The 13,022-nt window shown below is 54.2% G+C and carries 14 protein-coding genes; 5 read left to right on the forward strand and 9 right to left on the reverse strand.

Translation table 11 applies throughout. The annotated features are described in order from the left end of the window. Positions 1-169: 169 nt before the first annotated feature. Positions 170-703 (reverse strand): gamma carbonic anhydrase family protein, encoded by a 534-nt coding sequence (locus CFB04_RS13045; protein WP_088535673.1) that lies wholly within the window; start codon positions 701-703, stop codon positions 170-172. Between the two features lie 69 nt (positions 704-772). Then, complete coding sequence (nadA, locus tag CFB04_RS13050) at positions 773-1,810, reverse strand: quinolinate synthase NadA (protein WP_255396945.1); 1,038 nt, start codon at positions 1,808-1,810, stop codon at positions 773-775. Positions 1,811-1,885: 75 nt separating this feature from the next. Between nadA and CFB04_RS13055 the strand changes: the two genes are divergently transcribed. Then, complete coding sequence (locus tag CFB04_RS13055; RefSeq protein WP_088535675.1) at positions 1,886-2,167, forward strand: TatA/E family twin arginine-targeting protein translocase; 282 nt, start codon at positions 1,886-1,888, stop codon at positions 2,165-2,167. A gap of 45 nt (positions 2,168-2,212) precedes the next feature. On the opposite strand, the gene ybgF is transcribed toward CFB04_RS13055, so the two are convergent. From ybgF to CFB04_RS13090, 7 genes are all read right to left on the reverse strand, one after another. Continuing rightward, on the reverse strand, positions 2,213-3,040 hold the full coding sequence (gene ybgF / locus CFB04_RS13060; protein ID WP_088535676.1) for a tol-pal system protein YbgF: 828 nt from the start codon (positions 3,038-3,040) through the stop codon (positions 2,213-2,215). An 83-nt stretch (positions 3,041-3,123) separates the two neighbouring features. After that, complete coding sequence (gene pal, locus CFB04_RS13065) at positions 3,124-3,711, reverse strand: peptidoglycan-associated lipoprotein Pal (RefSeq protein ID WP_088535677.1); 588 nt, start codon at positions 3,709-3,711, stop codon at positions 3,124-3,126. A 126-nt stretch (positions 3,712-3,837) separates the two neighbouring features. Then, positions 3,838-5,127 (reverse strand): Tol-Pal system beta propeller repeat protein TolB, encoded by a 1,290-nt coding sequence (gene tolB, locus CFB04_RS13070; protein ID WP_088535678.1) that lies wholly within the window; start codon positions 5,125-5,127, stop codon positions 3,838-3,840. Continuing rightward, positions 5,124-5,885 carry a TonB family protein gene (locus CFB04_RS13075; protein WP_088535679.1) on the reverse strand — a complete coding sequence of 254 codons (762 nt, stop codon included), beginning with the start codon at positions 5,883-5,885 and terminating at the stop codon, positions 5,124-5,126. Before CFB04_RS13075 ends, tolB begins: the two co-directional genes overlap by 4 nt. Continuing rightward, positions 5,882-6,304 (reverse strand): protein TolR, encoded by a 423-nt coding sequence (gene tolR, locus CFB04_RS13080; RefSeq protein WP_088535680.1) that lies wholly within the window; start codon positions 6,302-6,304, stop codon positions 5,882-5,884. The genes CFB04_RS13075 and tolR overlap by 4 nt, the downstream gene beginning before the upstream one ends. Positions 6,305-6,313: 9 nt before the next feature. After that, the gene (gene tolQ, locus CFB04_RS13085) at positions 6,314-6,976 is read right to left on the reverse strand and encodes a protein TolQ (RefSeq protein ID WP_369833299.1); all 663 of its coding nucleotides are present in this window, start codon (positions 6,974-6,976) and stop codon (positions 6,314-6,316) included. 130 nt (positions 6,977-7,106) lie between these two features. Beyond that, a complete protein-coding gene (locus tag CFB04_RS13090; RefSeq protein ID WP_088535682.1) occupies positions 7,107-7,886 on the reverse strand; it encodes a carbon-nitrogen family hydrolase in 780 nt (259 codons plus the stop codon). A gap of 109 nt (positions 7,887-7,995) precedes the next feature. Here CFB04_RS13090 and hemW point away from each other — a divergent pair, with 109 nt between their 5' ends. The 4 genes from hemW to dnaK all read left to right on the forward strand — a co-directional run bounded on the left by hemW (position 7,996) and on the right by dnaK (position 12,912). Next, the gene (gene hemW, locus CFB04_RS13095; protein ID WP_231934183.1) at positions 7,996-9,150 is read left to right on the forward strand and encodes a radical SAM family heme chaperone HemW; all 1,155 of its coding nucleotides are present in this window, start codon (positions 7,996-7,998) and stop codon (positions 9,148-9,150) included. Between the two features lie 122 nt (positions 9,151-9,272). Beyond that, a complete protein-coding gene (gene hrcA / locus CFB04_RS13100; RefSeq protein WP_088535684.1) occupies positions 9,273-10,310 on the forward strand; it encodes a heat-inducible transcriptional repressor HrcA in 1,038 nt (345 codons plus the stop codon). Beyond that, positions 10,307-10,924, forward strand: coding sequence for a nucleotide exchange factor GrpE (grpE, locus tag CFB04_RS13105; RefSeq protein WP_088535685.1), 618 nt, complete (start codon positions 10,307-10,309; stop codon positions 10,922-10,924). The genes hrcA and grpE overlap by 4 nt, the downstream gene beginning before the upstream one ends. 80 nt (positions 10,925-11,004) lie before the next feature. Beyond that, positions 11,005-12,912, forward strand: coding sequence for a molecular chaperone DnaK (gene dnaK, locus CFB04_RS13110; protein ID WP_088535686.1), 1,908 nt, complete (start codon positions 11,005-11,007; stop codon positions 12,910-12,912). Positions 12,913-13,022 lie beyond the last annotated feature (110 nt).

Consider the following 13,022-nt stretch of genomic DNA (forward strand, 5'->3'; position numbering starts at 1 on the left):
TTCCGCCGCCGGCTCCTCCTCAGGCTCCTCGACGTAGCGCTGCTACGCCTGCGGGCCATCAATCGTCGCCGACGACGGAATCATCGCGAATCTCGCGCCGCCAATAACCGTTCACAACAAAAAAGGGAGCTCTTTCGAGCTCCCTTTTTCATTTCTGAGGGGAAGAATCTCATCCGTTGTCGTTGATGTACTGGAGGGCGTACTTCACGTAGTTCTGCGGTGATTTCTTGAGCCACTCGATCTCCTGGGGTGTCAGCTCCCGCTTGCACTTTGCAGGCGAGCCGATCCAGAGGGTGTACGGCGGGATCACTGTTCCTTCAGTTACGAGAGCCCTGGCTCCTATCAAAGCCCCCTCCCCTACCTCAACGTTGTCCATCACAATCGCTTGCATTCCGATAAAGGCCCCGTTGCCTATTGTGCATCCGTGAAGGGTCACACTGTGGCCGACAGTTACATCATCACCGATGATGAGGGGAGCTCCCGGGTCTTCTGCATGTTTTCTGTGGGTAACATGGAGCATGCTGAGATCCTGGATGTTAGTTCGGTTGCCGATACGGATGAAGTTCACGTCCCCGCGCGCCACGACGTTGTACCACACACTGCTTTGCGCTCCGATTTCAACATCTCCGATGATCACTGCTGTTTCGGCAATGAAGGCTGCTGGATCGATCTTGGGTTGTATACCCTGAAATGGACGTATCATTTACGGTACCCTCGATGATGAGTATTGGATAAGCTCAGGACAATTATTTTATTTCGCAGACGGCTGCTTTCAATCCCTCGGGACAGCGAGCATTCTGTCGAGGGCACTCTTCGCAGGTTTCCGTATCTCTTCGGGAACCTTAACTACCGGGTTCATCGTCTTGAGGGCATCCAGGACATCCTCAAGGGAGGTCAGCTTCATGTTAGGGCAGAAGAGCGCGGGTGATGCGAGGATAAACTCCTTGTCAGGGTTCTCCTGGCGAAGCCTGTAGAGGATTCCTGCCTCGGTGCCTATGATGAACCGCCTGGCCGGGCTCTTGCGACAATACTCGTACATTCCGGTTGTCGAGCAAACGTGGTCGGCAAGCGAAGTCACGTCCGGATGGCATTCGGGATGGCATACGAAAAGAGCATCAGGATGCTGCTCTTTAAGAGCAAGTACATGGTCGGCCCGGAGCCTTTCATGGGTAGGACAGTATCCGTCCCAAAAATGAAAGATCTTGTCGGATTGCCGGGCAACATAGCGGCCAAGGTTCCGGTCGGGAACGAATATGATTTCCGTGTCGGAAAGAGAATTTACAACCTTGACGGCATTGGCGGAGGTGCAGCAGACGTCGCTGATAGCTTTAACGGCGGCGGATGAATTCACATACGTGACGACAGGGACCCCTGGGTGTTCTGCCTTGAGCTGCTCAAGCCCCTCCACAGTCACCATGTCTGCCATCGGACAGCCTGCGTCGAGTCGCGGAAGGAGGACCGTTTTTTCAGGAGCAAGAATGGAGGCGGATTCGGCCATGAAGTGGACTCCGCAAAAGACGATGACTTCCGCATCTGTTTTCGAAGCCTCCATCGAGAGAGCAAGGGAATCCCCCGTGATATCGGCTATCTCCTGAACTTCGTCCCGCATGTAGTTGTGTGCGAGGAGCACGGCATTTCTTTGGTGAAGGAGCGCCTTTATTTCCTGTCGTATGTCATCGTTGTGCATGTAGACCTCTTGGGCAGCAATTCGGAAGACCAATGATAGTAGATCAATGTTGAGCCCTCTGTCAAACCCTCTTTGCACTGGAATGGTCGGGAGAACCGGGCTTGACACCCCCTGGCAAAACATCTATTATTTTCCAGACTCTGCGGTGCTTATGAATGGCGCAGAGGGATTTGACATAACAGAAACGACGAGGTGCCAATGTTCGGAATAGGGATGCCAGAGCTGATCGTTATCTTTGTGATCGCTCTGATTGTGATAGGACCCAAAAAATTGCCCGATCTTGCTCGGTCGCTCGGGAAGGGGCTTGCGGAATTCAAACGTGCGTCCGAGGACTTCAAGCAGAGCATCAGCGAAGAAATCAAACCCGGTGATGAAAAACCGGCAGAGGTGGCAGCGGCTTCCGAAGCAACAACGGAGCCCGCGAAAGAAGCGACAGGGGATGGCGGTAAAGAGACAGCTAAAGAGAAGGCAGGGGCCTGAACTCTTTAATAGTTGAAACTACGGCGGGCTTTTTGCCCGCCGTTCTTATTTCAGCTCCTTTAGCCTGTCCTTTGCCTTTTGCGCCTCTTCCGAAAATGGATAGTCCTCCTGGAGCTTCTTAAGAACATACCGGGCGCTTTTCACGTCCCCCAGCTCCTTGAAGGCCATGGCCTGCTTGAGCATGGCCGCAGGCACTTTTTCTTTGTTCGGGTACTTTTTGATGATCTGTTGAAACTCAAGGATTGCCTGGTCGTACTTTTTCTCTGCATAGAGCGTTTCACCCAGCCAATACTGGGCATTTGGAACAAGGTCGTGGGAGGGATAGCTCTGCATGAAGTTTCCGAACATCTCCCGCGACTTTACAAGGTCCCCCGCACGAAAGGAATCTAGCGCCTTCTGATAGAGTCCCTCAGGGGTCTGTTGCGGCTCTCTCGGCTTAGATTCTTCAATTTTTTTATTGAACTCCTCGAGGCCGGCCTCCAACTTCACCATACGATCACTCACAACCTTAAGCCGCCGCTCCATGTCTTCACGAAGGAGGGCAATGTCGTCAGCCGGCTTTTTCGCCAGCAGCGCCACATCATCAAGTTTTCCGCTCAGTACCTGATTATCCACCTTCGTCGACTCTATCGTGGCTTGGATGTCGGCCGCACTTCGTCGCAAGGTTTCGATATCCTTCTGGTAGGCCCGGAGTGACTTGTCCAGGTCCTCGCGTGCCGAGCTCTTCACTCCCGCTACGTCACGATCCACCTGCAGCAGCCTTGCCTTCATCTCATCCATATCTCTCTGCAGGTTAGCCATGTCCGTCTGGCTGGCGCAGCCCGCCAGTGCACAGACAACAAGCGCAACGAGACATCTGCTCTTAGCTGTCATTATTGCATTTCCTCCCAAAGTCTACTGCTGTCACAATAAAAAAGGAGCCGAGACCGGCTCCTAACGAAGTACTTTGGTATTTCCTACCTCACAACTATGAACTCCGCGCGCCGGTTCTTCGCCCAGGCAGCTTCGTCATGACCGGGATCGAGCGGCTTTTCTTTTCCGTAGCTGATTATCGAAAGGCGATCGGCAGAAACGCCCAACGTTACCATGTACTTCTGGGCCGACTGCGCACGCTTTTCGCCCAAAGCGAGGTTGTACTCGTCGGAGCCCCGCTCGTCGCAGTGCCCTTCAATCTGAATCTTTGCGTTCGTGTTATTCTGCAGCCATTGAGCGTTTTTTGTCAGGATGTCCCGAGCGGTCTGGGAGAGGATATAGGAGTCGAAGTCGAAGAAGACGCGCTCCAGGGCGAATTCTGCCTGGGCCTGCTGGTCGGGGGCGGCCTGCTTGGAACCCAAGTCGGCAGAGGCGACCGGCGTTTCGGAAATAGGCTGTTCCTTGACAGGTTGTTCCTTTACAGGCTGCTGAGCCTTGGATGTCTGATCTGCTGGAGCCGTCGTGGGGGGGGCAATAGTCTCCTCGCCTCCGACCATTCCCTTTTTGGCACAGCCGGTGACAAGCATACAGCTCCACAGCACTATCAACATCCCTGCCATTCCCTTACGCATGGTACGTCTCCTTTTGTCATTAGTACGAGCTTCAGTAGCTCATAAGTTCATGAACATAAAACACATTATACATAACTTAGGTGGCAATACAATTTATTACAGGTCAATTCGAGGTCCAGCAACCCCTCACCGAGGGGACCAGGTCGGGTGGGAATCTGCCCCCTTGCCACGCGAGACCCTTGTCTCACCGGTACCGTCCGCTCGCATTACATATATAGCTTCAGTTCCACCTCTTCTGGAGCTGAATGTGATGAATCGGCCGTCCGGAGACCAACGGGGATGTTCGTTGTTTCCTTCGCTGGTGAGCCTCAGATCTCCCGTCCCGTCCGGCCTGATAGTGTAGATCTGGAAGCCGTTTCCCTCCTGTCGGCAGTATGCGATACGGTCACCTTTGGGTGACCATCGCGGGCTGACGTTGTAAGAGCCGGTCGTAGTGAGACGACGTACTGAAGAGCCATCGGCATTCATGACGAATACTTGAGGGGAACCGAGCCGGTCAGAAACAAACGTAATCCGGCTCCCGTCAGGCGACCATGCAGGGGAAACGTCAATAGCGCTCCCGTGAGTAAGGCGGGCAAGCTCTTTACCTTCTTTGGAAATGAGGTAAATCTGGGAGTGCCCGTCCTTGCTCATTGCGAGTGCGATCCGGTTACCGTCCGGGGCATATGCGGCTGTAATGTTGATCCCCCTGCTAGATGAGATTCTCGCTTCAGACCCGGTGTACAACTCCCGCCGGTAGAGATCGGGGTTCCGCTTCTGGTACGATGTGAAGATTATTTCTCGACCAGAAGGAGAAAACTCGGGGTTGAGGTTGATGGAGCGGTTCTTAGTAATCGGGATCACGTTGTAACCGTCATAGTCCATCAACGCGATTTCCTTATTCCCTGTCGCCTTCGATACGAATGCGATTTTACCGGTGAATGGCCCCCGCTCTCCGGTAACCGCTTCCAAAGCATCGTCGGAGAAGGTATGGACAATTTTGCGCACATCCTGGCGACGCCCGGTGTAGCGCTTTGCGGCCACTTCCTTTTCCCGGGTTACGTCGTAGAGCCGGAACTCGATAGTGCATGAATCTCCGTTCAGTTGGAAGCCGGACTTGATGAGGATGTCCGCCCCTGCCCTTTTCCATGGCGCCAGCGAGAATTCACCGGGTCGGATGCCCATCTCTTCAGCAACTGGAGGAGAAACTACAGAGAACCCAGCGAGGGTCATGTCGAAGCCGAGCACCTGCGAGATGTCGGCTGACATAGCTGAATCGGATTCCCCCCCCAGGTTGACCGCAGGTGCTATGTGAAGTTGAAGCTGGCGATTGGCGGGCGCCGAAACCTCGATATGCTCCTGCTGCGCGCCCAATAATGGTGTGAGGAGAACCATTAGGAATAAGAGGGGAGGAAAAAATCCTTTTATCTTTATCATTGCCTTGCCACACCTTGCGGGCTGAACCTTACGCTCACCTCGAACTGCTGCCCATTCGGCGGCGGACGCAGGTTTTGCTGCGCCTTGAAAATCGCCCTGTTTACTGAATCTTCGAACAGCTTGTCTCTGGAGCTTTTTTCCATCAGGTTACCTACGATGCGGCCATTGCGGTCAATCACAAGACGTACGAAGACCTCGGGATTTTGAGTCTGGAGTGCTATGGTAGCGCGAAATTCTTGATCAAGACGAGACTTCAGGTAACTGATGTAGTTGGTGCCGGTTTCAGTGCCCTTCCCCGAAGGTATTCCCGCCTGATCACTTCCGGCAGCCATTTTTTTACGCAGCGATTCAAGTGCTGCTGCCTGATGGCGACTTTCGGCTTCCCGCTCCAGTCGTGCCATGCGCTCCTCAAACTCGCTTGCGGAAGAAACGGAGGGGGCGGCCGGCGTCGGCCGGGCCTTGGCAGAAGACTGTTTCGGCGAAGGTTGAATAGCGGCCTTCACCGGAAATTTCATTTCACTAGGAGCAGGCGGTTCCGACAGTAAGGACAGCGGCGGGGCTGGTGCTGCGGGGACTCCTGCACGGGGATTGGCCACGGGTAGCGACACCATGTCGACATAGTAAGTCTGATCTTCAGAATGTGGTGTGTCGAAACTGAAGCGGGCAGCTAGTAGCGTGTATAGGGCAACGTGGAGAATGGTCGAAAAGGAAAGGACCATTACCAGGCCCGGATCTTTTCGTGCCAAGATGGTTTTCATTTTTTCTGGGCAGGTTCCGTTACCATGCCGAGGCGCTCTATTCCTGCCGCCTTGATTTCGGCCATGGTTCTCACGACATCACCATAAGGAACATCCTTGTCCGCTTTGAGAAAGACCTCTTTTTTGCTGCGGTTGGCGAACATGGCGGAAAGCCTCTGCCCTAGGTCGCCGGGAACAACCTCGCTCTTGTCGATAAATATTCTACCCGATTTCTCGACTGAGACCACCACCGTTTCTTCCTGCGGGTTCAGTGCTTTGGTTTCCGCCTTAGGCAGATTTACCTGTACCCCCTGCTGCATCATAGGTGCCGTTATCATGAAGATGACGAGCAAAACAAGCATGACGTCCACGAGAGGAGTGACGTTGATCTCCGACATTGTGTTCCGGTCGCCCCGGTTCCCTCTGCTTCCCATTGCCATATAAGTGACCTATTTGTTCAGTACGGTCCGGTGGACGATATTGAGAAATTCAGTTGAGAAATTGTCCATTTCCGCGATCAACACCTTGATCCTGTTCTGGAAGTGATTATACCCCATGACAGCCGGGATGGCGGCAACAAGACCGATGGCTGTTGCAATAAGTGCTTCGGCTATTCCAGGCGCAACCACAGCAAGGGAAGCCGATCCGGTCTGAGCAATTCCGGTGAAAGAATCTTTGATTCCCCAGACTGTTCCGAATAAGCCGATGAAAGGAGCGGTCGATCCGGTGGTAGCGAGGAAGGTAGTGTATTTCTCCAACCTTGTGATTTCCTGGGTCGTCGCACGTCGCAGAGCGCGGTCGATATTCTCAATTCCGCCGAGGTCGGTACTTACGACTCCCGGTTCGCGCTTTGCTTCACCCGAATCCATGAGCCGCTTCAGTTCGGCGTAACCCTCGTTGAAGAGCAGGGTAAGCGGGGAGTTCCCGAATCTGTCAAGCTGCGTAGCAATGGTATCGAACCGCTTTGTCTTCCAGAAAAAATCTAGGAAACGCTCCGAGTCCTTGTTGGCCCTGTGAACCTGGAGCAGCTTGTAGAAGATTATCGCCCACGAAACGACCGAGAAGTAAATAAGGATAAACAGTACCAGCTTGACGACCAAGCCGGTTCCCATTAGCAGACTCAATGGAATACCTCCGAAAGGGTTTGACAGCCTACTGAAAATATCGTCTTCCCATGGAGCAAGTCAACACGATTTTTAGAAGGCGAAATCTGAAATTTTCCCTTGGACAAGGGGCGTCATGTCAGTAGTACTGTGGCTTGCGGTCCTGGAAACAGGTAATCTGCTGACGCCATGCTTCCATCGTCGAGAAGTCGATGTCGGCCACAAGCTCGCAGTTCTCGTACCCACCTTGGGCAAGAATCTCCCCTTTCGGTCCTATGATGAAGCTTTCTCCGAAAAAGTCGAGCTTGCCCTGGATTCCACAGCAGTTGGCTGACACGATGAATAGCTGGTTTTCAATCGCCCGGGCTTTCAACAGTGTTCGCCAGTGCTCTTCCCGCGGTTTGGGCCATTCGGCAGGGACTGCGATTATCTCGGCCCCTTCTACCGCAAGACGGCGGGCCAATTCGGGGAACCTGAGGTCGTAACAGATGAAAACACCCAGGCGGCCCACCTGCGTGTCGACCACTATCCATGAATCACCTCCGTCCAGCGAACGGTCCTCACCCATGAGTGAGAAGAGATGAATTTTCCGGTAGGTGCCGATCAGCTTTCCATTATCGAGGATAAAGGCCGTGTTATATACACGTTCTCCGTGCGGTTCCGGAAGGCTGCCGACAAGGACCATTGAATGCACTGCAGAAAGGCGCGCCAGCTCTTCAACTACCTCAGGAGTGCGAAGTGCCAGCTCGTTCAGTCGGCGGTAATCGTAGCCCGATGACCACATCTCCGGCATTACCGCCAGCCGGCAACCCTGGGCTGCCACCCGGGTTACCGCATCCCGTACATATGCGACATTGGCGTCTACATCGCCGAGCTGAACGTTGAACTGGATGGCCGCAGCCTTAACAGGAGTCTTCACGATACGCGCCCCCTTATCTCACACCGGATTAATGCGCGGTAGTGTACCGGCAGTGCTTGCCCATTTCTATAGAATTTACCCGTGATTTTCGGCTGCAGTCTATGTTTAAATGTTAAACATGGACCTGGCTCTTTACGTGCACTTTCCTTTCTGCCGGCAGAAATGCTTTTACTGCGATTTCAACTCTGTTCCGGGGCTTCCCGTATCACCGGAGGATTACGCAGAGGCCCTCCTCCGGGAGCTTGAGCTGCGAAGCAGCGTCCTGTCGGAGCGCGCAGCTGCCACCACTCTCTACTTCGGAGGGGGAACCCCCTCTCTCATGCCCCCGGCAGTGGTAGAATCCCTAGTCGATGCAGCAGTGCGCCTGTTCGGACTATCGTCGGAAGCTGAAATAACCATTGAGGCTAACCCCGGCACGGTAACCCCTGAAACCTTGGCAGGGTACAGCGCTGCTGGAGTAACGCGACTATCTCTCGGCATCCAGTCCTTTAATGACCACCTGCTTTCCGCTATCGGCCGCATTCATACCGGACAGGAAGCAGTCGATGCCTTTCGCTCGGCACGAAAGGCCGGGTTCGACAATATCGCCATCGACCTCATTCACGGACTCCCGGGTCAGACGCTGCCGTTATTGCGACAGGATCTCGAATCCGCAGCCCGGCTGGCCGCGGAGCATGTAGCAGTGTATGCCCTTTCGGTCGAGGAGGGGACACCATTCCATCGGATGGCCGCGGTGGGCGACATTGTTCTTCCCGATGAGAATACGGCGGTGCGCATGCTTGAGGAGGTTCAAACCTTCTTGGAAGTAGCCGGATATGAGCATTACGAAATCTCAAATTATTCCCTGCCGGTAAGGCGCTCACGGCACAACCAGGTGTACTGGCGGCGAAAAAGCTATTTAGGGTTCGGCGCGGGTGCACACTCATTCATGGAGTTGCCCGGCTTCGGCTGCCGGTGGCGTAACTCGGACAATTTGGAAACATACCTCGCTACCCCTGTGGATGACCTTCTTGCAGGTGTGGACCATGCTGTGCTTACGAAACGAGAAGCTATGGGGGAATGGTTTTTTCTGGGACTTCGGATGCTCGAAGGGGTGGACTTGGACCGCTTCGAGACTTTATTCGGTGATACGGTTGAGAGTGTGTATGGAGCAGAGCTGGCACGGCTTCGGCAGGCCGGGCTTGTACAACAGCAGGACAAAAGCCTTAAACTTTCACGACGGGGCCTTCTTTTCTACAATCAGGTGGCGGCGAACTTCCTTTAGCTGTTCCAGCACTTTCTGCAGTTGCCCCATTTCACCTATTGATTCCCTTGACAACCCGGATGATTGTTATTAAGTTAATCTTAGCACTCCGTATTCGTGAGTGCTAATTTTTTGAGGCCGCTATGCATGACAACCTGACCGACAGAAGCAAAAAAATCCTTGAGGCAATCATTGAGGATTATATAGCAACCGCGGAGCCGGTTGGAAGCCGAAGTGTGACGCGGCGCCACGGGCTTGATCTTTCCCCGGCAACGGTGCGAAACGTCATGGCCGATCTGGAAGAGATGGGATTTCTCATGTCGCCCCACACGTCGGCGGGACGCATTCCCACCGATAAAGCTTATAGACTCTACGTGGACGCGCTCCTTGAGGTGCGCAAGGTTGCCCGGGACGAACGGGAGGAAATCCGTCGGCATTGCAGCGTAGCGGGTAAAGATATCGGCCAGGTACTCAAGGAGACGAGCCGTATGCTCTCGTCCCTCTCACATTACATGGGAGTGGTGATGGCACCTCAGTTCGTAGCGAATGTCTTCCGCCACATCGAGTTCCTGAAACTGGGGGGGACGCGCCTTCTGGCAATCCTCGTGTCTCAAAACGGAACGGTACAGAACAAGATCATCGATTCGCACGAGGAAGTGGAAGAAAACGACCTGGTGAAGATGTCGAACTACCTGAACGGAATCCTTCAGGGCCTCTCGATAGCGGAAGTGAAGAACAAACTGCTGGAAGAGATGCACAACGAACGCACCCAGTACGATGCGCTTCTCGCAAAGGCGGTTCAGCTTTCACAGGAAACCCTTGCTGAGGCCTCGTCGGAGGTTTTCGTCGAAGGAAGGGCGAACATACTCGATCAGCCGGAATTTGCCGATGTTGCAAAGATGAAGGAAATATTCAGGGCGTTCGAGGAGAAAAGCAAGCTGGTGATGTTGCTCGACCGGTGCCAAAAGGCGGAAGGTGTAAATATCTTCATAGGGGCTGAATCTCCATTGCGGGAAATGGGTGGAATGAGCCTGATAACCTCCACATACCGCACCGGAAAGCACACATTGGGTGTCCTCGGAGTCATCGGACCAACACGCATGGGATACGCCAAGGTCATTCCCATAGTGGATTACACAGCGAGACTCGTAAGCAATCTGCTGGCGGAGCAGGAAAAATGAAAAGCCTGAATCCATTTACGAAAAGGAGACGTAACGCCGTGGATAATACGAACGATACGAAGCAGCAGGCCCCCGGGAGCGAACAGCCGCAAACCGGTCAACCTGTGGAGACTGGTGCTGCCGGAGAGGACAGGGTGAAGGAGCTTGAAGCGGCTCTTGAGGCAAAGGAAGCCGAGGCCAAGGAGAACTGGAACAAGTTCCTGCGGGAACGCGCTGATCTCGAAAACTATCGAAAGCGGGCCCAGAGGGAAAAGGAAGAGATCCTCAAGTACGGAAACGAGGGGTTGATTACCGAAATTCTCCCCGTGATCGACAGCATGGACCGTGCCCTTGCACATGCCGGAGATGAAGCCCAAGGAGCTCTTCTTGAGGGGGTCAAGCTCACCCACGGAATGCTCCTTTCGGCGCTGAAAAAGTACGGGGTTGAGCCCGTAGATGCCGGACCTGGGACTCCCTTCGATCCTGCGATTCATCATGCCATGTCGCAGGTGGAGACTTCCGACATTTCCCCCAACACCGTCGCGGCTGAACTCCAGAAAGGATACACCATCCAGGGGCGACTTCTTCGCGCAGCCATGGTCGCCGTAGCGGTAGCTCCTCGGACTGCTGAGTAAATTATTATTTCCCAGCCCCTTGTTTTTTGGAGGGGGGATGGTTAGGTTCTTACAAAGAATAGCTAAAGGAGGATTAATTCATGAGCAAGGTTATAGGTATCGACCTGGGAACCACCAACTCCTGCGTCGCCGTTATGGAAGGTGGGGAACCGGTTGTCATAGCAAATGCGGAAGGAAGCCGCACCACCCCCTCGATGATCGCCTTCGCCGAAAGCGGAGAACGGCTCGTGGGGCAGCAGGCGAAGCGCCAGGCGGTCACCAATCCCGAGAACACCCTCTTCGCCATCAAACGGCTCATCGGACGCAAGTTCGACACAGACGTGGTTAAGCGGGACATCGCGATCTCCCCCTTCAAGATAGTGAAGGCTGACAATGGTGATGCGTGGGTCGAAGTTCGCGGGAAAAAGTACTCCTCTCCCGAAATTTCGGCGATGGTGCTCCAGAAGATGAAGAAGACTGCTGAGGATTACCTCGGAGAAACAGTAACCGACGCCGTAATTACGGTGCCAGCCTACTTCGACGACTCGCAGCGCCAGGCTACAAAGGATGCCGGTAAGATAGCCGGTCTCAACGTCCTTCGCATCATCAACGAGCCGACTGCTGCTGCGCTGGCATATGGGCTCGACAAGAAAAAGGAAGAAAAGATTGCTGTCTTCGACCTGGGGGGGGGTACCTTCGACATCTCCATCCTCGAGCTCGGTGAAGGAGTATTCGAAGTCAAATCGACCAACGGCGACACGTTTCTCGGTGGCGAAGACTTCGACCAGAAAGTAATCGACTGGATCGCTGACGAATTCAAACGTGAGCAGGGAATCGATCTGCGCAGCGACAAAATGGCACTACAGCGCCTCAAAGAAGCGGCGGAGAAGGCAAAGTGCGAACTGTCGAGCTCTCTCGAAACTGATATCAATCTCCCCTTCATCACCGCAGATGCTACCGGTCCGAAACACCTGACTTTGAAGCTTAGCCGCGCAAAACTGGAGTCGCTCTGCGCGGACCTGATCGCAAAACTGGAAGGTCCCTGCCGCACCGCCCTCAAGGATGCCGGCCTGTCCGCCTCCGAAGTGGACGAAGTAATCCTGGTGGGTGGTATGACACGCATGCCTATCGTACAAAAAAAGGTCCAGGAGATCTTCGGCAAGACCCCGAACCGGGGTGTTAACCCGGACGAGGTAGTCGCCATAGGTGCTGCCATTCAGGCAGGTGTTCTCCGCGGGGAGGTCAAGGATGTTCTGCTTCTCGACGTGACCCCGCTTTCACTGGGTATCGAAACCCTTGGCAGCGTCATGACGAAGCTGATCGAGAAGAACACAACGATCCCATGCCGCAAGAGCCAGGTATTCTCCACTGCCTCCGACAATCAGCCAGCGGTGACGATCCACGTCCTGCAGGGTGAGCGGGAAATGGCCGGAGACAACAAGACGCTTGGCCAGTTCGAGTTGGTTGGAATTCCGCCGGCACCCCGAGGCGTTCCGCAGATCGAGGTAACATTCGACATTGACGCCAACGGCATCGTTCATGTCTCCGCCAAAGATCTCGGCACGGGAAAAGAGCAGTCGATACGCATCACCGCGTCTTCAGGCCTCTCAAAAGATGAGATCGATAAGATGGTCCGCGATGCCGAGTCCCACGCGGAGGAGGACAAGAAGAAACGCGAACTCATCGAGGCTCGCAACCAGGCCGATAGCCTGGTCTACTCCACCGAGAAATCCCTGAGCGAATTCGGCGACAAAATCGATGCCGCCGAAAAGAGCAAGATAGAAAGCGGCATTGCAGCCCTCAAGAAGGCCATGGAAGGGAACGAAGCCGAAGCCATCAAGAAAGCAAGCGACGAACTGGCACAGGCATCGCACAAACTTGCGGAGGCGGTCTACGCCAAAGCTCAAGCTGGTGGAGCAGAACAGGCGGAACCGACCGGAGAAACTGCCGATAAGGGAGAAAAGGTCGTCGAAGCTGAGTTCGAGGAAGTTAAGGACGACAAGAAGTAAAAGATAGTGTAGGATAAAGTGTCGAGCTGGGGCGCCGGAAGCGCCCTTGTCACATAACAACTATCAGCATTGAGCAGCGGCTCTCTAAAGGCCGCTGCTCTTTGCGTTGC

This window comes from Geobacter sp. DSM 9736 (genome assembly GCF_900187405.1).
In the GTDB taxonomy this organism is placed as follows: domain Bacteria; phylum Desulfobacterota; class Desulfuromonadia; order Geobacterales; family Geobacteraceae; genus DSM-9736.

Excerpts from the sequence above, each read along its gene's own strand:
- CFB04_RS13045 (WP_088535673.1), bottom strand. The coding sequence starts at position 703 with ATGATACGTCCATTTCAGGGTATACAACCCAAGATCGATCCAGCAGCC.
- nadA (WP_255396945.1), bottom strand. The coding sequence starts at position 1,810 with ATGTTTTGCCAGGGGGTGTCAAGCCCGGTTCTCCCGACCATTCCAGTG.
- CFB04_RS13055 (WP_088535675.1), top strand. The coding sequence starts at position 1,886 with ATGTTCGGAATAGGGATGCCAGAGCTGATCGTTATCTTTGTGATCGCT.
- ybgF (WP_088535676.1), bottom strand. The coding sequence starts at position 3,040 with ATGACAGCTAAGAGCAGATGTCTCGTTGCGCTTGTTGTCTGTGCACTG.
- pal (WP_088535677.1), bottom strand. The coding sequence starts at position 3,711 with ATGCGTAAGGGAATGGCAGGGATGTTGATAGTGCTGTGGAGCTGTATG.
- tolB (WP_088535678.1), bottom strand. The coding sequence starts at position 5,127 with ATGATAAAGATAAAAGGATTTTTTCCTCCCCTCTTATTCCTAATGGTT.
- CFB04_RS13075 (WP_088535679.1), bottom strand. The coding sequence starts at position 5,885 with ATGAAAACCATCTTGGCACGAAAAGATCCGGGCCTGGTAATGGTCCTT.
- tolR (WP_088535680.1), bottom strand. The coding sequence starts at position 6,304 with ATGGCAATGGGAAGCAGAGGGAACCGGGGCGACCGGAACACAATGTCG.
- tolQ (WP_369833299.1), bottom strand. The coding sequence starts at position 6,976 with ATGGGAACCGGCTTGGTCGTCAAGCTGGTACTGTTTATCCTTATTTAC.
- hemW (WP_231934183.1), top strand. The coding sequence starts at position 7,996 with ATGTTAAACATGGACCTGGCTCTTTACGTGCACTTTCCTTTCTGCCGG.
- hrcA (WP_088535684.1), top strand. The coding sequence starts at position 9,273 with ATGCATGACAACCTGACCGACAGAAGCAAAAAAATCCTTGAGGCAATC.
- grpE (WP_088535685.1), top strand. The coding sequence starts at position 10,307 with ATGAAAAGCCTGAATCCATTTACGAAAAGGAGACGTAACGCCGTGGAT.
- dnaK (WP_088535686.1), top strand. The coding sequence starts at position 11,005 with ATGAGCAAGGTTATAGGTATCGACCTGGGAACCACCAACTCCTGCGTC.